The following is a 19,318-nucleotide window of genomic DNA, read 5'->3' on the forward strand; positions in this document are numbered from 1 at the left end:
GAAAGGGTAATAAATATTTTAAACAACAGACCACGAAAAAGATTTGGTTTTAAAACGCCCAATGAAATTTTCGCTCAAAAATTGAATGAAAACTGTGATGTTGCATTTATAACTTGAATCCACCTTTTAAGTTTCATTATTTTTTATATAAAGTATTTTGTTATACGTTTTTTGGTGACATATTGCACATAACGTTTTGCAGCTTGGCGAAGTGGCGGATTTAGAAGTACTTACTTTCATTATAGCACTGATGTTTATTTGAAAACCAAATGTTCAATTTAGCACTGAACCCGCCATTTTGCCAAACTGCTGTTATGCCTTCGCCCTTATTTTCTGTCGTGTTTGTTCGTTATCATTTCGTGCCTGTTTTGGTGCGTTGGCTTGGTAGTTCTCTTGCTGTTTTATGTTTGGCTTGTGGGTTTAGAAAACAGCAAATGTGCTACCAATTGCGTTGGCTTAAGTTAGTCCATATTCAGCTTTTTCCTCTAAAAAGAACCTTAATTGCTCATCTTGTTTTAGCAACTTTTCAGAATAAACGGCTTTTCCGTTTACGCTCGTTCCGTTAATTCTATTTTGTGCTATTTCATAATATTCCGGACTGATTTCAAAACCGATAAAATTTCTTTTTAATTTTTTAGCTACAACTCCTGTCGTTCCACTTCCTGTAAATGGGTCAAGAATTGTGTCGCCTTGCTTACTACCAAGCAAAATAATTCTTTCTAAAAGTGTTTCAGGTTTTTCTGTTGGATGCGAAGTTTTGTGTCGCTCTGCGTTTATTTCCCACAGGTTTCGCATTTGTTTTCCTCCATTTATCATTTTTGCGGTTTCGTAATCGAAAAAGTATTTTTTCGTTTTACTCGCAATCCAAATCAACTCCGTTGATGGTGCAAGACGATTTTTTGACAATAAAGGTGCTGCATTTCGTTTAAACCAAATTACATCATTGATAATCCACAAGTTTAATTTTTTCAAAATAACTCCGATTGATGGGTGGTTGTGTAAAGTTCCCGAAATCCAAATTGTTCCGTCATCTGCTAAAACTCGGATACATTCTTTTACCCAAGTTTCGTTAAACTCGTGAATGTCGTCAATTACGTCCCAATCTCCTTTATCACAAGTAACCATTTTTCCGCTTTGAACGGTTTGAACAAGTTATAATGACATAGGTAGCATTAGTAAAAATGATAACGCTTTTTTGTAATCCAATTCAGCGTATTCCAAACCTAACAGTCTGATATTGTCGTAATATTTGTTATGCTGATTGTAATACATTTTTTCGCTTTGTATAAACCAAGCATTTTTACCTAATTTTTGAGATAAAAACCACTTTTCAAGCAATCTTGCTGTTCTTCCATTTCCGTCATTCCAAGGATGAATTTTTACGAAAATTAAATGAATGAAAGAGGCGTAATAAAATATTTCTTCAATACTTAAATCTTCATTTAGCAAAATTGAAATGTCATTGAAAAATTTATTCATTTCAGTTTCTACTTCAAAAGGTGAAGCTGCAACATATTCAATTTTTCCGTCTGATGTAGTAACATACATATTTTGATTTCGGAATTTTCCTTGCCAATTAGTCGCTACTATATGTTTACTTAATAACTTATGTGCTTCTGAAATGTTTTTTTGATTGAGTACATTGCTTTTTGCAAATGTATAGGCGCTATACAAATCATCAATTTTTTTTGTGTAATCAGGTAAAAATTCAATTCCAAATTTTTTATGTTTGATATAGCTGTCCAATTCTATTTTCTCGCCTTCAATTTTACTGCTATACACTGATGAAACCGATACATAAAAACTAAACGTGTCTGTTGAAATTTCAGCGTCTTCCAAAGCGTCAAAATTCGCTTGTAAAGTTTTTGGAACTTGCTTTAAATATGTTTCAAGCAAATCCGTTGGAATTATTTGTAACTGTTCTTTCATTTTGCAAAATCGTTTTCTGTTGTGAACTTATCAAGTTTATCAATAATCTCATTTGCATTAACATCAAATCCCATTTTTTTAAGAGAATAAATTATATTTACTAATTTATGGTATGATTTTTCTCCCGATTTTGAAAGTCCTGCATATTCTAAATATGGCTTTTTTGCTCCAAGTTCTTGTAGAACTTCAAAAAGAGCATTGCTATCTTCCAACATAATTTTTAGCTTTTTCAGTTAGACAATAAAGACCTCTGCCTGTTCTTTTGAAAAGTTGCATATTATCTTTGTGATTGCTGTTTTCTTCGTGTTTATTTAGTTCGCCTCTGATTGTGTTGAAAATCGTATCCATTTTCATATTTAGATTTTGTTTCTCAATTATTTGAGGTAATTTTTCATACATTTCCTCGAGCGAAACTTCACTTATTCCATTTTTATTCTTTTCTGAAATAAATTCAATGATAATTTTTTTCAATGACGGAACTGTTCCCGGAAGTTTTTGCTCTTCGTTTCTAAGTTGCTTTAATTCAGATTGTATTCCTTTGTCAAGAATATTTTCTGACTTTTCAATTTCCTTTTTAATTCCGCCATATCTTTCAATATAATCTTTGCTTGGTTTGAAAATACTATCGGTAAATTTGATTTCATTGTAAATCGCTTGTAATTGAGAAAAATATTTGGGTTTATCTTCTCTAAAAACGCTATTTACTTCAAAATTAGAAGTCAATCCACCACTTGTCAAATTTGAGGAACCAATAACAGAAGTGAATTTTGTGTTTTTTGAGAGTGCTGTTTCAAACAAATATATTTTTGGGTGAAAAATCAAATCATTGTAATTATCTCGTTTATCTCCAAAACAATAAAAGCTGAAATTTTCATTTATATTTTCAATTTCTTTTAATGCTAATAGTGCTTTTGAGTCAGTTGTTTTAAAATCAAGTCCTGCAATTAGTTCAATTTTAGCATTATTCACATTCATCGCATATTCAAGCGATTTATAAATCTCGTCAATCCCTGTTTTTCTTACGAAAGCAACCGCAATTTTAACTTGTGTGCTTTCAATTAATTCACTTTTTAAAACATCAATTAGCGAATAATTTGTATTTGATAATATTTGAATTTTTTCGGACATTGTATTAAGCTGCAATATTGTTTTGTGGGTATAAATGTCTTGTGTTCAAATCTCTATACTCCTCACAAAGAGAAAGTTTTTTGATGAACATAAACAAGACGTGGAAATTTACAACAAAACTTTTTTCATCTTCCGAAGAAATCAAAGATGTATTTTCAAAAAAATTAATGATTTTTTTCCAATCAGACGAGTTGTTTAAAGCTGTTGTGTCGAACAAACTTTCTAAATAATAACTCGGTTTTTTGCTCGAAATATCTTTGTGTCTTGATTTTAATTTGTCTTGGATGAACTTTCTTTTTTTTGTTTCATTCCAAATTTCTTTATTCAACCAATAAGAATAAATATCGTGAAAAAGGGTAATCGTTTTATCTTTAAATGTATTGCCTTTTCCGTGCGGAAGAATAGCATACAAAAGTTCTTTCAGCTCCTTTTTATTAGCAATATCATGATTGGCAAAAAAATGCGTAGCATTTTTTGCTACAATTTTTGTATTCTCTGAATTAAGTGCAGATTGATAAACAGTTTCTTTATAGTCCATATGTTTTTTGTAGTTTTTTATGTTGTCTATCAGCTCTTTTTTTGTTTGTGAACCTGACCAAACATAAGTAATAAAATCAATCGGTAATTCGTTGTCAAATTCAATGATAGCGTAGATTAATGAAAGTAAAGGAAAGATTTCAAAATCATTTTGCTGGTATTTCAAGAATTGCTTTAGATAAGTAAAACTTTCCTTTGAAATATCAAATTCGTTAGTTTCAAAATTTAAAGAATTTGTCAATAATTCTATTCCTGCGTTTGTAATAATTCGCTCATCAGTTGTAAAACCTAACTGTGAAATAAAACCTGTTTTTACTCTTACATCTTTGTCAGAACTAACTTTGTTGTCTGTTTTAATGTCAAAAATTTCAAATTCGCCTAAAAGTTTTCCAAAATCTGCTTGGTCTTCTGTTTCCCAATTTTTATTTAGTTTTCTGAACTCAACAAGAGCGTTCAAAATTTTGACATAAGTTGCTCTCGGGTCGCTTAATCTTGCTCCCGTGTTGCCTAATGAAATTAAGCCACTATTTGCCGTTATTTTTTTGTACTCACTCATATTAAAATTCCAATTCGCCTTGTTTTGCGTTTATATTTTTCAGATAATTTACTTTTTCTTCCGCAACAATAAGTGTTTCTGTTGAGCAATTATAAGCGTACATTTTTTTAGCGAATTGGTCGCCAAAATATTCGACTTTAAGTTTATCAATATCAAGGTTAAAAGCGTTTGCCAACTTGTCTAAACACTTTTCGTCAAACTCTTTTTTACCTGTTTCAATCTTGCTCAATGCACCTGAGTCAATGCCAAGTTTTGCACCTAGTTGAGTAAGAGTCAAACCGTTTTCAGTTCTTAATTTTCTGATGTATTCTCCAAAATTTGCTTCCATTGTCTTGAATTTTAAATCTTGACGATTTTGACAAAAATAAGAATAATGTTTCGTTTGTCCAATGTTTTGAAGTTCTTTTTTCGAGTGTTGGGAAAATTCAAGCTCTTTTGGTTTTTAACTTTAGATTTGTGTGGTTGGAAAACCAAATGTGCTTGAATGTGCGGTGGGTTTAGGGTGAGGCATAACGTTTTTGCAGCTTTGCGAGGGAGCGGACTATTATCACAAATTTCCTTGCGAGAACTACATATCAAATATAGCAAAATATTTCAAACGTAGAAATTCTTCCGCTCTCTTGCAAAACTGCCCGTTATATGCTGTGCTTTCTTTTCTATTAGTTTTTCATATGTTCAAAAATTTATAAGCATATTGTAAAAGTAACAACGTCTAAAAAACATATGTATAATGTTCGAAATAGCAAAAAATGCGAGAAATATTCTCGCACTTTTTATTGTTTTTTAAAGTAAGTTAATATTGTGTTTATAACTACATACATATTAATAACAGCATCGATATGATAAGAAAACTTCTTATTATGATACTAATTAATGATTTTTTGTAAATACTTAGATTCCTATTACGAAATGTTTTTATCGCTCCCATTAAAATAAATATTATATTTACAAGAGAAATAATAACTAATATTATTTTTAAAAAATCATAATTAAGTCTGTGGCTAAAAACAAATAGTATGTAGCAAATTACAGTCAAAAAACTAGAAATAAAATTAATTTCTTTTATCTTATTTTCAACACTGTTCTGCATTCTATTACATATTAGTTTCCGTTCATACAGCTGCCAAATTCCCATATCATAACTGCAACGCCAATCCATCCTAAATATCTTCTACCAATCAGTTTAAGAGCCCCTATTGCTGTTTGAACAGTTCCTAAAGCAGCAGTGTTTACAACTAAATCATACAGTGCTACTACACCCAATGCAACGCCGATGCATGACATAATTTGGGGATTAGGTTTTGCAAAAGTCATATTGATGTCAGAACCAAAACTGTAAAATAAAGCCAGTGTTGCATAAGAATCATCGCTGAAATTTGTTATTATATTCTTATCTTCTTCTGGTAGGCTGTTCCATTCTTCTGTATTTTCAATTTGTGCCATAATTTCTTGATGTATTGCACGTCCTTTAGTAACCAAAGGTGAGGTTAAATTAAGAAAAGTTACATCATTAACGACATTGTCTTGATTGTCTTTATCACTATAATTACGATGTAAATGTGAAGCTACATCAGAAATTACTGAGTAGTCAAGAGGAGTTGTGCTGTAAGTCAATACTTTATATGCACTACTACTTCTTGCTGAATAACCTGTAACTTCTGTGAAAGCTTTGTCTTCATAAACTGTTTCAGCAGAATTTCTATCGCATGACACGATGATTACTGAAAATCCTAATAAAATTGCTGTTCTGGAAAATAAAGTTTTCATAAAAATAAAAATTTAAGTTAAACATTTTTTATAGTTATAATTAATTTAATTTCTTCGTTTTTTATTTCAACAAAATAAGGGTATAAAAAAGACAAAAGCATTAAGATTTCGTAATACTTTTAAATTACCATGAAAAATTCAAATTCCATACAATTTAATTTAGATAAAATTATGTATGACGTTAATCTAGACAGACGACTTTTTAAAAATGAGCAGTGTTCTGGAGTGGTGTGTAAAAATGATGCTAAAACTCTATTTGTGGTTCTATTTTTTAAATTTGGAAAATATTTTTCTAATTTTTCAATCCTTTTTTGAAGAGAATAATTGCAAATAAATGCAAATCTTTTGATTTGATAAGTGTGGAATATTTCTAAAATTTTTGAATATATCTTATGTAATTCTAATGAGGAATTTACTAAATCATAAAAATCAGAATGAGTAGTATAATATACTTCACTATTTTCCAAAGATTGAATAATCTCGCTATTATGCGATAAATTATGAAAACTTGCCCAATTAGAACAAAATTGATTTTCGAATGAAATTAGACGAGTTTTCTCAATTCCTTTCTCATCAATATAGAAAGCACGTAATGCGCCACTTTCAATATAAAAAAGTTTATCACAAATTTGATTGCTATTTATCAAAATTTCATTTCTTTTACATTTTTTTTTTGAAAAAATAGATATAAATTTATCAATATCGCTTTCGCTAATTTTTTCAACAGTTCGTAAATAATTGGCAAAATTTTTCATAATTTCTCATTAATATTTACAGTTTATTTTATTTATGTTCCCATTAGCATAGCATATAACGGGAAACGCATTGGCGAAGTGGCGGATAAATTGGACGGAAAGTTCAATTTAGCAGTAACGTAGCCGATGTGTTTCCACAGAAGCTAAATTATTAAAAAAAAGCTGAATGTGGAACACATTCGGCGGCTTAATATGCAGAGAGTTTCAATTTTGCACTTAACCCGCCATTTTGCCAATGCGATGTTAGGCGATCGGCATTCTTTATTCGCTTCGTTGTTGTCTTATTATTTTTGCAAATACTGTTCTAAAATGTATAGTCTTTTGTACAAGCCAGTCAAGTGCTTCATCAACTTGTTTTTCATTTCTAAAGTCAGTTGCTCTTATTAAAGTAATTACTTTATCTCTGTTGTCAGGATTTGGATTCCACGTTAAAGTTTCTCCAAGTTCGGTTTCGATTTCACTTTTTCTGCTTTCAAGATATGGCAACATAGTTTCTGCAATTCTACTTCCAATATAAACTCTTACTCCGACAGTATTTTGGTCTGTATTACAAGTGTTCGATAGATGAATGTTTGATTTTCCTAAAGTTACGTCAAACCAATATTGAGGTCTTGGTGTTTGTAGTGATGGAATTGCTCTTGTTGTAGCTAATTTATCTCTAAATTTTGTCCAAAATTCAAATTGGAATTTCTTGTTTTCTGTAAGTTCATCAGTTGCAATTGCTCTTGCTACTTGTCTTACTGCATCATTGGGTTTGCAAACAACATTAAATTTCACAGCAGCACGACTGTCATCAATTTGCCAAAGTTCAAGCTGAACTCCATAAATTGAAATATTGTCAGATGTATGGTCGTTAAGCCAATCAACAGCTTTTTTGTGTTCTGGTGTAAAATCGGTTGCAATCCAAATAATGGTGGAAGCGTCCAAAACAGAAGCATAAGTTATAGCCTTTCCTAAATGGTCGTGATTAGTTTTTTCGAGTTGGTTTTCAATGACAACATATTGTCCAGTTCCTGTATCTTTTGCTAAAATGTCTGCCGAATATGGACCAACAGCAACCTCAATATTTTCAACTTCAAGTTCTAAACCTAATTCTTTTCCTAATTCGTCCACATTATTTGATAACCAAGGTGTAAAATCTCTTGCTTCGTTCATCCATTTTTGTCTTGGTGCGACAGTTCTTAAAATTCCTAATTCCATAATTCTTTAAATGCTTTTATAAAACCAGCCTTTTGATTGGCTTAAAATTGGTGTTGTTGAAACGAAAAATTTATCAGACGAAAATGCGTACTCAATTTGTCCAAACTCATTTTTGATGATGATTGTGTTTCCGTTTACTTCGAGTTTTCCGATAGTTTCAAAACTATCAACAATATTTGACGACATTGTAACTTGGTCGTGTTGAAAACATTGTTCTCCCGCTAACCAAGTTTCAAATTTTGCTTTCGGAACAAATTTACTTTCATTAGATGGCGAGTTGTAATTATCTTTATACTCGTGATGTTCGTATCCAGTAAATTTAATTAGATTTTCAACTTTTATATTTTGTAATCCGCTTTTTATTGGTGGATTTCCAAATTCCAATTTGATGTTTAAAGTTTCTTCTAAATCTCGTTGTGAATAACGAAGTTCATTGGGTGTAATTCCTTGAAACATTAAAGATTTGATAAGCTCGTCAATTACAAAGTTTCTGTAATCTTCGTGAACTGTTTTGAGATGAAGTCTGAACCAAGGATATTTTGAGTTGATAAGTTGAAACGGTTGTTCAAAAGTTGAATATTCTCCGTTTTTGTTAATTTCAAGTCCTTCGTCTGTTGAGTCAAATTCGTTGTGATGATAAATAAATTTTTCTCCGTTTCGGTTTCTTTTGCGTTCGATTGTTAAACTTCCGCCTTCGGCTAAAATTTCAAAAACTGTTTCTGTCATAATTTTAATTTTCGTCAAAATTAGTTAGTCGGTACGCCAAAATATGTCGTTTTGTTTTAGAAGTTGAAATTTTGTGCGTTCGGTCAAAAATGCTGTCGCCTAACGTTTTTGCAGCTTTGCGAGGGAGCGGACTATTGCCACAACTTTTCATGCGAGGACTGCACTTCAAATATACTAAAATATTTCAAACGGAGCACTTCTCCCGCTCTCTTGCAAAACTGCCCGTTAACAGAAGGCAGAATTATGTGATGATTAGATTACAGATTAATTTTATCATTAATTCTTTTTCATTTGGGTTACTTTGAGCAACTAAAAGAGCTAATGCAATAAGAGCATTATCATTAATTTTATTTTCTCCATTGTTTTTCAGAAGATGTTTGTTTTTTTCAAGAAACCATACGAAAATAAATGCACCAATCCTTTTATTTCCATCTGAAAATGGGTGATTCTTAATAATGAAGTAGAGTAGGTTTGCCGCTTGTTCTTCAATCGTTGGATAGAGATAATTTCCATCAAAGGTTTGGGTGACAGACTTTAAAATTCCTTCAAAACTTTGATCTTTTTGATTTCCAAATAGTTCCGTAGCTTCTTTTTGTTCAATTAATTGGTTTTTCAGCTCATTGATTGAAATGATGGCTTCTTTATAATCAATCTCGTATGTTATATTCTCGTCAAGATTTTTCAACTCAATTGCATTGCTGTCGAATTGATTGAGTAAGATAAAGCTTTTTGCATATTTTGTTAGGATATTCAAAAGCCCTTTTGTTTCAGAAATTTGATTGGTATTATTTTCAGATTGAGCAATAATTTGAACAATCTGATTGAGTTCTTGCAGTCTTTTTAGGTTGATCGAATATCCTTTAACCAAGTATTCCTTTAATCGATTTGTTGCCCAAATTCTGAATTGAGTTCCTTGTTTTGAGTTTACACGATAGCCAACGGAGATGATTGCATCTAAATTATAATAATCTATTTCTCGGGTTATATTTCTTTTCCCTTCGGTATGAACTGTTGCATTTTTTGCAACAGTTGAATTGTAATCAAGTTCAGAGTCTTTGTAAATATTTTTTAAGTGTCTAGAAATTACAGACTTATCACGACCAAAAAGTTCAGCTATTTGATTTAATGATAACCAAACCGTTTCATTCTCAAACCTTACTTCGATTTGAGTTTCACCATTAGAAGATTTATATAGTTCAATTGTATTCACTTTTCAAATATAGTGAAATTTAGATGGAATGTAGGGAACTGCTTTCTGCTAACGGTTCTCGGCTTTGCGAGGTAGCGGATTTTAAGCACTAACTTTTATACGAAGCCGACACTCCAAATATAGCAAAAAATTTCAAACGAAGCACTTCGCCCGCTATCTTGCAAAACCGATGTTATAGCCAGTGGTTCTTGTCCGATGTCCTTGCAAACTATTGTAAATACTATCTTTCTCTGCCTTTGTCGTATTGGTCTGTGTGGTTGTGTATTTTTTTATTTTTGAAGGGAAGGATTTTTTTAATTCAATCATTGTCAGCGTTGGAGAGGTGAAAGCTCTTCCCGATTTTTCGGGATGTGCTTTCACTGTGTTTGGTTTACATATAAATCACTTTTACTTTAATTTCTTTGTCTTGAAATAAATCAAAACTTGCTTTTTTAAAATTTGGTCTGTTTGTTAAACCGATAGATTGATAATTTGAAAAGCCAATTCCCTCTTTGGGTAAGATTAAACCTTTGTCAATTTTGCCATTTTTGTTTTCATCGTGCAAAATGTTTATAGCATATTTGCCTTTCGGGAGATTTTTAAAAGTAATATCGGCTTTTCCGCTCTCAATATTTGTAGTCTGAATTTTGTAATAGTTTTTGTACTGCTCATCTGGAATTGAACCGTCTTTGTTGTATAAAGCAACTTGCAAAACACCTTTTGAATTGCGTAAGTTTTCTACTTCAATTGTCAAACTGTATTCTTCTTTTGTATTTGAGAATGAAGAAAGGAATAAGAGTGCTGTAAGCACAAAAAGTATTTGTTTCATTTTTAAATTGTTTTTCTATTACTGAATTTTTCCTTCACTCTATCTACCCCGTAATATACCATTGGTACTAAGAAAATTGTCAATATCAATGAAGAAAGTAAGCCTCCAATAATTACCCACGCCAATCCGTTTTTCCATTCTGCAGAAGTTCCTGTGGCTAAGGCAATAGGCAGCATTCCAATTGCCATTGATAATGTTGTCATTAAAATAGGTCGCATTCTGCCTTTACTTGCTTCGATGATGGCTTGACGATATGGCTTTCCTTCGGCTTTTAATTGATTGGTAAAATCAACAATTAAAATAGAGTTTTTCGTTACTAATCCCATTAACATAATCAAACCTAATAAGGCAAATAAACTTAAATGACTTAACGATAAATTCAAGGCTAAAAATGCACCGATGGCTGCTACCGGAATTGCAAATAAGGCTACAAATGGATAAATATAACTATCATACAAAGCAACCATAATGAGATAAATAAGGATAAATGATATTATCAGTACAGAACCCAATGCTCCAAAGCTGTCGTTTTGCCTTTTAATATCGCTTCCCCAAGTCATTGAAATTCCATCAGGCAAAGGATTGTTCTTGAGATATGCCACGACATCGTCAGCCACAGTTCCCGAAGGTCTGCCAAGTGCATCAGAAGTTAATGTAACAGCAGGTTGTCGATCTTTTCGTTCTAAAAGCGAAGGCGAATTATCTCTTTCAATAGTTGCAAACTGTGCTATTTCAATAGGTACACCCATTGGATTAACAATGTTCAATTGTTTTACATCATCTTCATTTTTCCTACTGAATTTATCCAGCCAAATTCGTACAGGATATTCCGTTCCTTTTTCGGTTAACGAAGCGTCATCATTTCCTGAAAAAGCGGTACGCAAATTCATTCCCACATAAGCGGTATTCAAGCCTAAGCGTTGCATTTTATCTTTGTCGGGAATGACTTTAAACTCCGGACTTCCTGCTTCAACAGATAAGCGAACATTATCTGCACCGGGTATTTTTTCAATTACTGATTTTAAATTTTGTGCTGTTTTCATTACTTCATTTAGCTCTGAACCACTCAATGTAATTTCAATGGGTGCTGTTTTGGGAATTAAACCTAAACCACTAATCGAATAATTAATACCAGAGAATTTCGTTTGCAAATCCTCACGCAAATCAGTCATAAACTTTTCGGTAGAAATTTTCTTTAATCCTGCAATTTTTAATTCTTCATTTCTAATTTTTAATTGAATAGTAAATTCCGATTTATTTGCAGAACCCACTCCCAAACTTCCAATGCCTGTACTTGGTCCACCCACATTACTGAAAACAGTTGAAACTTCGGGTTGCTTCAAAATATAGTTTTCTATTTTTTCGGAAACCAAATTATTTTGCTGAATAGAAGTGCTTTTGTCAAATTCCAACGCCAAACGGAATTTCCCTTGGTCGCCTGTTGAGATGAGTTCTTTCCCAATAATTCCCTGCTTCATCATTACTGCTGTTCCCACAAAAAGAAGCAGTACAAATGCAGTAAATATTAGTTTATGATTTAAAACCCAATTTAGCGTTTTGCCATACCAACTAATAAATTTGTCTAACTGATGTTCAAACCAAAGTAAAAAACGATTGAAGAAATTAGTCGGTTGCAAATCTTCTTTTTTCCCGATGCGTGAAGCTAGCCAAGGTGTTAAAGTAAAACCTACCAATAAACTTGTAAGCGTAGAAGTGATAACTACTACCGAAAACTGTTTGAGCATATCGGCAACAAAAACTTGTAAAAATAAAATCGGCAGAAACACAACCACATCAACCAAGGTAATAGACAGTGCAGAAAAACCAATTTCCATTCGCCCATCCATTGCCGCTGTTCTTTTTTCTTTGCCCATATCCAAATGGCGTTGGATATTTTCTAAAACTACGGTAGCATCGTCCACCAAAATACCGATGATTAAAGACATTGCAAGCAATGTCATCAGGTTAAGCGTATAGCCCAACAGCCACATCACGGCAAAAGCGGTAATTAAGGAAGTAGGAATGGCAACCAACACTATCAGTGCGTTTCTGAAACTTCGCAGGAACAGCAACATTACCAACGACACTAAAATTACGGCTAAAATCAAGTCAAATACCACCGAATTAACGGCTGCAATGGTGTTATCGGTACTGTCATCCGTAACCACAAATTTTATAGCTACATTGGCATTTTGTTTTTCTATAGTTTGAAATTTTTCTCTGATTAGTTTGGAAACATCAACGGCATTGGCATCACCTTGTTTCTTTATCATTAAACCTATGCCATTCTTACTATTGTATCTACTGTACGAGGTAATTTCTTTAATGCCATCTACAACCTCAGCAACATCTTTAACATACACAGGACTGTTTGGAAAAGGCATTGCGACCTGAACATTCTGAATGTCATTGATAGTATTGAATTTGCCTACTAACCTTACCGAATTATTTTCCGTATCGGTTTGCAATTTTCCGGCAGGTAAATCAATCCCCGAACGATTAATGGCTTCTACAACCTGATACAATGAAACTTTATAGAGCTTCAATTTATCTTTGTCCACCTTTACCTGAATTTCTCGTTCTTCTCCGCCAAGGATGGTAATTTCCGCTACTCCTTTTAGTTTCTGAATTTGAGGAAGATAATCATCTTTCATTTTTTGATAAAATTCAGTCGGGCTTAAATCGCTGGTAGCACTTACTGACATTATCGGTAAATCGTTTGGTGAAACTTTACTCATTACAGGATTTTGAATATCTTTTGGTAAATCCTTTTTAATATTGTCAATGTAGCGCTGTGCATCCTGCATTGTTTTGTCTAAATCCGTTCCGTATTTTAGATTGGCAATAATGATGGAGGCATTGGGCAAAGATTTCGTTACCAAATAATCTACACCCTCCAAATTAGAAAGAGCATCTTCAATTTTTCTAGAAACCGAAGTTTCTACTTCATTGGGCTCTGCTCCGGGATAGACTGTTTTAATTACCACAACAGGTTGATTAAAATCGGGCATTAATTCGTAACTCAAATTCTTGTAGCCGATAATTCCCAACAGGGCAAACACGCTGAAAAGCACGATAATCAACGATGGGCGTTTGATGGATATTTCTGTAATGTTCATTTTTATTAAGTTAATAGTTAAAAACTAACAACTAAAAGTTTTTTAAGTGAAAAGCTAAAAACGAGAAGCTAACAGTTGAGATCTTTTTCACTTTTAATTTTTAATTTATATCTTTTCGTTTTTCAGTTTTTCGTTTTCGATTTAAGTGTTTTTATAGATGAAACCAACATTGCTATTAACTCCTTAGCATCTGAATGTAAGCTTTCAAATAGGTTGTTTTCTAAATAGTCTGTGTCTTTTAAAATACACAACCAATATTCCGTTTCATTCGCTTCTTTTAATGAGATGTGCATTTTATGAATAAAGTCGGCTGTACTTTGAGCAAACTCGGCTTCTTTAAGTAGTGCACCTATTGCAGTTCCTGACCGCAATATTTGTTTACTTAAAATGTATTCCTTTTGTTCGTTTTGTAAGAATTTAGACAACTTCACTATTCTAATAGCAAACTCGTAACTTTTATTTTTCAATACTGACTTTTCCATAATGTTTTTATTTAAACTTAACCTTTATTTCTTTTAGCTTTTCACTTTTAGCTTTTCACTTTTAATTTTTAATTAGAATGCTTGCATTATCAAAAAGATTGATAAATCCGTTTGTAACGATGATATCGTTCTCTTTTATGCCACTTGAAACAATAGTTTTGTTCCCAATAGTTTTTGTAGTTGTAATAGATTGTAATACGGCTTTTCCGTTTTTTATGAGATATACTTTTGCAATTCCATTTTCTTCAATAATGGCAGATGTGGGAATAAGAATACCTTGTTCTTGTTTGCTTTCAGAAAGACTTACTTTACCAAACATTCCCGATTTGATACTTAGATTTTTGGTGTTTGCAACTTGAAATTGAATTGGAAAACTGTTGCCCATATTGGCTTTGCTTCCTATCATTGATACTTTGCCCGAAAGTGAAATGTCGGGATAAACATCTGCATTGATTTTGTAAGTTTGGTTGTTTTGGAATTTTACCAAATCATTTTCGGGAACATTGACTGTAAAGCGTAAAGTGCTTATGTCTGTTATTTGCAACAACGGAACTCCCGGTGCTGCAAAACCGCCTTCTTCATTAAGTTTGGCAGTTACCACACCATTAAAAGGTGCTTTAACAGAAGTTTTGCTGATTTGCTCTAACAAAGTTGCTCTCTGGACTTTTGCGGTTTTTAAACCCAATTTTGCCTTTTCCAATTGTACGCCTTGAACGGCATCGGCTTCCGTTAAAATGGTGTATCGTTTTACATCATCTTCCAATCCCTCAATTTGGACTTCAACCGTTTGTAGTTGTAGTTTCAATAGTGAATTATCCAACTGAATAAGTGTTTGCCCTTTGGAAACATAGCTTCCCATATCTACCAAAACCGCATTGATTTTTCCTTGAATGTCTGCACTTATTTTTGTTTCCTTATTCGGCTCAAAAGTGCCTGTATAGTTGCCTGCATCAACAATATTTTGTAATCGGATTGTATCAACACTTACCGAAATTGGCTTTTCTTTATCGTATTGATATATTCTGTTTTCGGTGGTTTTTTTGTTGCTTAAAAGTTTGAACATCATCATACCAACTACAGCAACTCCAGCTATTATCCAAATTATCTTTTTCATTTTCTCTATTTTTAATTTTTAATTGATGTAATTGACCCTGTCAGCTTTTTAAGTTCCAAATCAGCTTTCAGAAAATCAATGACTGCATTCAGGTAATTTTGTTGTGCTTCACGGAGTGCATTGTCTGCTAACAAAACATCTGTAAGGCCTGCTGTACCTTGTTTTTGTTGTAAAACAGTTTGCTCATAAATCGTTTTGGCTAAAGCAATTTGACTTTCGGTATTTGTGATGGTGGATTGTGCAATCGTTTTTTGTCGAATGGCATTTTCAACTTCCATATCATTCTTTTCCGTAATCAATTTTGATTGTAGCTCATTGTTGGTAATCTCCAATTTCTTTTGGTTGATTTTTCGCTGTGTAACTGTTCCATTAAAAAGTGGATAGCTTAGTTGAACACCTGCAAAACCAATCGGATAGAATTTCAGAAAATCGTTAGGTTTTTTGTCATAACCAAAACCAGTTGTTCCGTAAGAAGCTATTAAGTTTAACGAAGGCAAAAATCTTGACTGGTTTAGTATTCTTAAATCACTATGAAGCAGTTGGTTTTGTTTTTGAATAATCTTTAAATCCAATACATTCCTTGTATTACTTTCCAATGATACTTCTTGCTGGATTTCAGAAACAACAGAAATATTCTGTTCTAATGAAATCCCCATATTCAATTTTAGGGCATTCAAAACCTGAATAAGTTTGTTGTTTACATTTTGCCTTTGAGTGTTGAGTTGCTCGGCTTGTAGTTTTACTTTACTCACATCGCTACCTTTTGCCAAAAGTTGGTCTTTCAAGAGTTGCATATTCTTGAGTAGCTTTTCGGTATTCGCAATATTACTGTCTAAAAAAGCCAATTGATGTACGATGATTTGAGCATTGTAATACAGCGTAGTAATGTCAAACAAAACCTGTTCTTCCGACTTTTGAAATTGCAATTCTGTAAGTTCTTTAGCTATTTGTGTACTTTGTATTGCTCTATAAATTTGTGGATTATACAAAGGCAATGCCAACTGCACATTGGCGTTGATGTTGTGCGGAACACCAAATTGCAAATCCCTGAATTGTCCTTCGGGTGCTTGTGGATTGAGTGCATTCATTGGCATTAGCTGTGTAGGTAATTCCATAAAATACTTGTAATCGGCATTGGCAGTAACTTTTGGAATGAGGTTAGCTTGTGCTTCTTTTTTTCGTTGTTCACTGATGGATATATTGTTACGATTGATTTGCAAAGTCTTATTATGGACTTGTGCTGTATCAATACACTGTTTTAATGTCCAAGCCTCTTGAGCTTGGGCTACATTCCAACCAGATAAAACTATCAAGCTAAGTATAAGTTTGCGAGTATTCACTAACATAATTGAGTAAATTTTTTTATTTCTTTTTATTGATTGAAAAATAGGCAATAGCCACAAAAGCTATGGTAACACTAATTCTGAATAGCATTGCGAAAACAGTTTTTGTTTCGTAGATACCACCAGAATAAATATGAATAAACAAGCCTATCAATGCGACTACCAAAATGACGGTTGCTACCGATAAGGCTTTAAAAGTCCAACTTTTTATTTTCAGAAAACCATAAGCTGAAATAAGATAAAGCAAACTGCTGATAAAATTTGCCCAAACGATAAACAAAACATAATTGCCCTCTTTGGCTCGTATTCCAAACCAATCAAAAATTACGGAAGAACTAAGGAATAGCGTTAGTAAACCGAAGCCTGCTAAAATAAGAGAAGATAGAAATGGGATATACTTTTTCATAAGTTAACTATTTTATCAGTTTTTAAAAATGAAATACCCAACCAAATTACAGATGCAGTCATTGACATCGCACCTATCAATACAAAAATTGGAGGTAATCCTAAATACACTTCCAATAATATACCTATTGGCATAAGCAATCCAGCAAGAGCTAATCCTGAAATCACTTTTACGTGTTTCAGTTTATTTCTAAATTGAATTAATAAGTAGCCAATCAAAATATTTAAAAATGCAAATAAGTTGCCGTGTACATGAGCAAGTCTTGTCTCAAAATGTTTTCCTATGCTGTATGACTCTGCCCATTCTTTAGCGTTCGGTGCAAAATCACGGAGATAAATTAAGAGGAATCCATAGAGCATAAAAAAGCCCATTGTTAGAAATCCTATTGCGATGTTATTTTTACCGTTCATAGAAATAGTATTTAATTTATTCTTGTTTTATCATTGTCAGCAACATTTTAAAGCGTTCAACTGCTTTCAATGCGTGTGGAATGTTTGCAGGCATAATGATACAATCACCTTTTTTCAAATTATGTAAATTACCTCCAATCGTTATTTCTGCTTCGCCATCCAAAATCTGCACAATGGCATCGTAAGGTGTTTTATGCTCTGATAAACCTTGTTCTTTGTCAAAAGAAAACAAGGTTAAATTTCCACCTTTGCTTTTAGTTATCTGTTTGCTGATAACACCTCCATCTGTGTATTCAATTGAATTTTCCAGATTGAATATTATCTCTTTCTCAAATGTTGCCATACTATTATAATTAAGTTAGTTAGTATTCACTCACAAAAGTAGAACTAATATTTTGATTGTGCAATTTTTTTCATTATTTTTATTTCCGAGCGATAATCAGTTTTTTGTAAAATTTGCAAAATTAGTTGCAACCCTACAAACGACCGTGCTAACATCAACAGACGGACATAAAACAGCCTGAACAAACTTTATTCCATCAATATATTTAAAAAAAAAACACGAAAATTATTTTACAATTAAAACCTTTATCGTAATATTGCAATATTAAATAAGTATAAAAATGGGTGCAACAAAAACAGACCACTTTACAGACCAACAAAATCAAATCGCAACTATTGCAAAAGCATTAGGACATCCTGCAAGAGTGGCTATCATAGAGCATTTATTGAAAGTAAACGCTTGCATTTGCGGAGACATCGTAAATGAATTACCACTTGCTCAACCAACCGTTTCGCAACATCTGAAAGAGCTTAAAAATGCAGGATTAATCAAAGGGAACATCGAAGGCAATGCGATTTGCTATTGTATTGATGAAAAAACTTTTGAAGTCCTTAAAAATTATTTTTCAAAAATCATCACAACAGTTACCAAGCAAAACTGCTGTTAATCAATCACTAATTAATAATATAAATACAATGCAAACAGAACAAGAAATCAAAGAAATGGTAAAGCAAAAATACAGTGAAATTGCTTTACAAGACAAAGGAAGTAACGCTTCTTCCTGCTGTGGTGCAGGTAGTTGTAGCACCGAAGTATATAACATCATGAGCGAAGAATACAACGAGCTGGATGGTTATAATCCCGATGCAGATTTAGGTTTGGGTTGTGGCTTGCCTACACAATTTGCCAAAATCAAAAAAGGCGATACCGTTATTGATTTAGGAAGCGGAGCGGGTAATGATTGTTTCGTTGCCAGAGCAGAAACAGGCGAAACTGGAAAAGTTATCGGAATTGATTTTACAGAAGCGATGATTGATAAAGCTCGGCAAAATGCAGAAAAATTGGGTTTTAATAATGTTGAATTTAGACAAGGTGATATTGAAAATATGCCTGTAGCCGCGAATACGGCAGATGTCATTGTGAGCAATTGTGTCTTAAACCTTGTACCGAATAAACAAGCGGTTTTTGCCGAAATGTTCCGCGTATTAAAACCAGGCGGACATTTCAGTATTTCAGATATTGTTTTAACAGGAGAACTACCCGAAAAAATTAAAAATGCGGCTGAAATGTATGCAGGATGTGTGGCAAGTGCGATTGATAAAGAAGAATATTTGAGCTTTGTAAGCAAAGTTGGATTTGCAAATATGATTATTCAAAAAGACAAACCGATTATTGTTCCTGACGATATTTTGAAGGATTATCTAAATGAAGAAGAAATTACGCAATACAAAGCAAACGATACGGTAATTAGAAGCATAACGGTTTATGCCGAAAAGCCAGCGGATTGTTGTTCACCAAGTTCGAAATGTTGCTAAAAAAATAATT

General features: G+C 32.8%; 22 protein-coding genes and 1 pseudogene. 3 read left to right on the forward strand and 20 right to left on the reverse strand.

What is annotated here, in order from left to right; all coding sequences use genetic code 11:
• A pseudogene (locus EIY84_RS12020) lies at window positions 1-117 on the forward strand (IS30 family transposase); the annotation flags it as partial.
• Window positions 118-456: 339 nt separating this feature from the next.
• Here the strand turns inward: EIY84_RS12020 and EIY84_RS09985 are convergent.
• The 20 genes from EIY84_RS09985 to EIY84_RS10080 form a co-directional block, all read right to left on the reverse strand.
• Entirely contained in the window at window positions 457-1,125 is a 669-nt protein-coding gene (locus EIY84_RS09985; protein WP_124642757.1) for a DNA-methyltransferase, read from the reverse strand.
• 27 nt (window positions 1,126-1,152) lie between these two features.
• Window positions 1,153-1,929, reverse strand: coding sequence for a Fic family protein (locus EIY84_RS09990; protein WP_124642759.1), 777 nt, complete (start codon window positions 1,927-1,929; stop codon window positions 1,153-1,155).
• Window positions 1,926-2,144: a hypothetical protein gene (locus EIY84_RS09995; protein WP_124642761.1), complete on the reverse strand. Its 219-nt coding sequence runs from the start codon at window positions 2,142-2,144 to the stop codon at window positions 1,926-1,928. Before EIY84_RS09995 ends, EIY84_RS09990 begins: the two co-directional genes overlap by 4 nt.
• Complete coding sequence (locus EIY84_RS10000) at window positions 2,131-3,057, reverse strand: phospholipase D family protein (RefSeq protein WP_124642763.1); 927 nt, start codon at window positions 3,055-3,057, stop codon at window positions 2,131-2,133. Before EIY84_RS10000 ends, EIY84_RS09995 begins: the two co-directional genes overlap by 14 nt.
• A gap of 4 nt (window positions 3,058-3,061) precedes the next feature.
• Window positions 3,062-4,150, reverse strand: coding sequence for a hypothetical protein (locus EIY84_RS10005; RefSeq protein WP_124642765.1), 1,089 nt, complete (start codon window positions 4,148-4,150; stop codon window positions 3,062-3,064).
• Window position 4,151: 1 nt separating this feature from the next.
• A complete protein-coding gene (locus EIY84_RS10010) occupies window positions 4,152-4,478 on the reverse strand; it encodes a helix-turn-helix domain-containing protein (RefSeq protein WP_124642767.1) in 327 nt (108 codons plus the stop codon).
• Window positions 4,479-5,251: 773 nt separating this feature from the next.
• Window positions 5,252-5,917, reverse strand: coding sequence for a hypothetical protein (locus tag EIY84_RS10015; RefSeq protein WP_124642769.1), 666 nt, complete (start codon window positions 5,915-5,917; stop codon window positions 5,252-5,254).
• A 119-nt stretch (window positions 5,918-6,036) separates the two neighbouring features.
• Window positions 6,037-6,672 carry a Crp/Fnr family transcriptional regulator gene (locus tag EIY84_RS10020; protein ID WP_124642771.1) on the reverse strand — a complete coding sequence of 212 codons (636 nt, stop codon included), beginning with the start codon at window positions 6,670-6,672 and terminating at the stop codon, window positions 6,037-6,039.
• Between the two features lie 261 nt (window positions 6,673-6,933).
• Window positions 6,934-7,872, reverse strand: coding sequence for a DUF4268 domain-containing protein (locus EIY84_RS10025; protein WP_124642773.1), 939 nt, complete (start codon window positions 7,870-7,872; stop codon window positions 6,934-6,936).
• A 6-nt stretch (window positions 7,873-7,878) separates the two neighbouring features.
• Window positions 7,879-8,598: a hypothetical protein gene (locus tag EIY84_RS10030; RefSeq protein WP_124642775.1), complete on the reverse strand. Its 720-nt coding sequence runs from the start codon at window positions 8,596-8,598 to the stop codon at window positions 7,879-7,881.
• 241 nt (window positions 8,599-8,839) lie between these two features.
• Window positions 8,840-9,808 (reverse strand): virulence protein RhuM/Fic/DOC family protein, encoded by a 969-nt coding sequence (gene rhuM / locus EIY84_RS10035; RefSeq protein ID WP_124642776.1) that lies wholly within the window; start codon window positions 9,806-9,808, stop codon window positions 8,840-8,842.
• Window positions 9,809-9,961: 153 nt separating this feature from the next.
• Entirely contained in the window at window positions 9,962-10,168 is a 207-nt protein-coding gene (locus EIY84_RS10040) for a hypothetical protein (RefSeq protein ID WP_124642778.1), read from the reverse strand.
• Between the two features lie 10 nt (window positions 10,169-10,178).
• A complete protein-coding gene (locus EIY84_RS10045; protein WP_124642780.1) occupies window positions 10,179-10,616 on the reverse strand; it encodes a DUF2141 domain-containing protein in 438 nt (145 codons plus the stop codon).
• A 2-nt stretch (window positions 10,617-10,618) separates the two neighbouring features.
• Entirely contained in the window at window positions 10,619-13,735 is a 3,117-nt protein-coding gene (locus tag EIY84_RS10050) for an efflux RND transporter permease subunit (RefSeq protein WP_124642782.1), read from the reverse strand.
• 122 nt (window positions 13,736-13,857) lie between these two features.
• Entirely contained in the window at window positions 13,858-14,217 is a 360-nt protein-coding gene (locus tag EIY84_RS10055; RefSeq protein ID WP_124642784.1) for a four helix bundle protein, read from the reverse strand.
• A gap of 61 nt (window positions 14,218-14,278) precedes the next feature.
• Complete coding sequence (locus EIY84_RS10060; protein ID WP_124642786.1) at window positions 14,279-15,331, reverse strand: efflux RND transporter periplasmic adaptor subunit; 1,053 nt, start codon at window positions 15,329-15,331, stop codon at window positions 14,279-14,281.
• A gap of 11 nt (window positions 15,332-15,342) precedes the next feature.
• Window positions 15,343-16,677, reverse strand: a complete 1,335-nt coding sequence (locus EIY84_RS10065; RefSeq protein ID WP_124642788.1) for a TolC family protein — start codon at window positions 16,675-16,677, stop codon at window positions 15,343-15,345.
• A gap of 16 nt (window positions 16,678-16,693) precedes the next feature.
• Window positions 16,694-17,080 (reverse strand): hypothetical protein, encoded by a 387-nt coding sequence (locus EIY84_RS10070; protein WP_124642790.1) that lies wholly within the window; start codon window positions 17,078-17,080, stop codon window positions 16,694-16,696.
• Window positions 17,077-17,490, reverse strand: a complete 414-nt coding sequence (locus EIY84_RS10075) for a hypothetical protein (RefSeq protein WP_124642792.1) — start codon at window positions 17,488-17,490, stop codon at window positions 17,077-17,079. The genes EIY84_RS10070 and EIY84_RS10075 overlap by 4 nt, the downstream gene beginning before the upstream one ends.
• 16 nt (window positions 17,491-17,506) lie before the next feature.
• Window positions 17,507-17,833, reverse strand: coding sequence for a cupin domain-containing protein (locus EIY84_RS10080; RefSeq protein WP_124642794.1), 327 nt, complete (start codon window positions 17,831-17,833; stop codon window positions 17,507-17,509).
• A gap of 280 nt (window positions 17,834-18,113) precedes the next feature.
• Between EIY84_RS10080 and EIY84_RS10085 the strand changes: the two genes are divergently transcribed.
• On the forward strand, window positions 18,114-18,440 hold the full coding sequence (locus EIY84_RS10085; RefSeq protein WP_124642796.1) for an ArsR/SmtB family transcription factor: 327 nt from the start codon (window positions 18,114-18,116) through the stop codon (window positions 18,438-18,440).
• Window positions 18,364-19,308, forward strand: coding sequence for an arsenite methyltransferase (locus EIY84_RS10090; RefSeq protein WP_241154778.1), 945 nt, complete (start codon window positions 18,364-18,366; stop codon window positions 19,306-19,308). The genes EIY84_RS10085 and EIY84_RS10090 overlap by 77 nt, the downstream gene beginning before the upstream one ends.
• Window positions 19,309-19,318 lie beyond the last annotated feature (10 nt).

Origin of the sequence: Amniculibacterium aquaticum (assembly GCF_003852705.1) — a bacterium.
In the GTDB taxonomy this organism is placed as follows: Bacteria; Bacteroidota; Bacteroidia; order Flavobacteriales; family Weeksellaceae; genus Amniculibacterium; species Amniculibacterium aquaticum.

Coding starts and splice junctions, on each gene's coding strand:
- EIY84_RS09985 (WP_124642757.1), bottom strand. CDS start 1,125: ATGGTTACTTGTGATAAAGGAGATTGGGACGTAATTGACGACATTCAC.
- EIY84_RS09990 (WP_124642759.1), bottom strand. CDS start 1,929: ATGAAAGAACAGTTACAAATAATTCCAACGGATTTGCTTGAAACATAT.
- EIY84_RS09995 (WP_124642761.1), bottom strand. CDS start 2,144: ATGTTGGAAGATAGCAATGCTCTTTTTGAAGTTCTACAAGAACTTGGA.
- EIY84_RS10000 (WP_124642763.1), bottom strand. CDS start 3,057: ATGTCCGAAAAAATTCAAATATTATCAAATACAAATTATTCGCTAATT.
- EIY84_RS10005 (WP_124642765.1), bottom strand. CDS start 4,150: ATGAGTGAGTACAAAAAAATAACGGCAAATAGTGGCTTAATTTCATTA.
- EIY84_RS10010 (WP_124642767.1), bottom strand. CDS start 4,478: ATGGAAGCAAATTTTGGAGAATACATCAGAAAATTAAGAACTGAAAAC.
- EIY84_RS10015 (WP_124642769.1), bottom strand. CDS start 5,917: ATGAAAACTTTATTTTCCAGAACAGCAATTTTATTAGGATTTTCAGTA.
- EIY84_RS10020 (WP_124642771.1), bottom strand. CDS start 6,672: ATGAAAAATTTTGCCAATTATTTACGAACTGTTGAAAAAATTAGCGAA.
- EIY84_RS10025 (WP_124642773.1), bottom strand. CDS start 7,872: ATGGAATTAGGAATTTTAAGAACTGTCGCACCAAGACAAAAATGGATG.
- EIY84_RS10030 (WP_124642775.1), bottom strand. CDS start 8,598: ATGACAGAAACAGTTTTTGAAATTTTAGCCGAAGGCGGAAGTTTAACA.
- EIY84_RS10045 (WP_124642780.1), bottom strand. CDS start 10,616: ATGAAACAAATACTTTTTGTGCTTACAGCACTCTTATTCCTTTCTTCA.
- EIY84_RS10050 (WP_124642782.1), bottom strand. CDS start 13,735: ATGAACATTACAGAAATATCCATCAAACGCCCATCGTTGATTATCGTG.
- EIY84_RS10055 (WP_124642784.1), bottom strand. CDS start 14,217: ATGGAAAAGTCAGTATTGAAAAATAAAAGTTACGAGTTTGCTATTAGA.
- EIY84_RS10060 (WP_124642786.1), bottom strand. CDS start 15,331: ATGAAAAAGATAATTTGGATAATAGCTGGAGTTGCTGTAGTTGGTATG.
- EIY84_RS10065 (WP_124642788.1), bottom strand. CDS start 16,677: ATGTTAGTGAATACTCGCAAACTTATACTTAGCTTGATAGTTTTATCT.
- EIY84_RS10070 (WP_124642790.1), bottom strand. CDS start 17,080: ATGAAAAAGTATATCCCATTTCTATCTTCTCTTATTTTAGCAGGCTTC.
- EIY84_RS10075 (WP_124642792.1), bottom strand. CDS start 17,490: ATGAACGGTAAAAATAACATCGCAATAGGATTTCTAACAATGGGCTTT.
- EIY84_RS10080 (WP_124642794.1), bottom strand. CDS start 17,833: ATGGCAACATTTGAGAAAGAGATAATATTCAATCTGGAAAATTCAATT.
- EIY84_RS10085 (WP_124642796.1), top strand. CDS start 18,114: ATGGGTGCAACAAAAACAGACCACTTTACAGACCAACAAAATCAAATC.
- EIY84_RS10090 (WP_241154778.1), top strand. CDS start 18,364: ATGAAAAAACTTTTGAAGTCCTTAAAAATTATTTTTCAAAAATCATCA.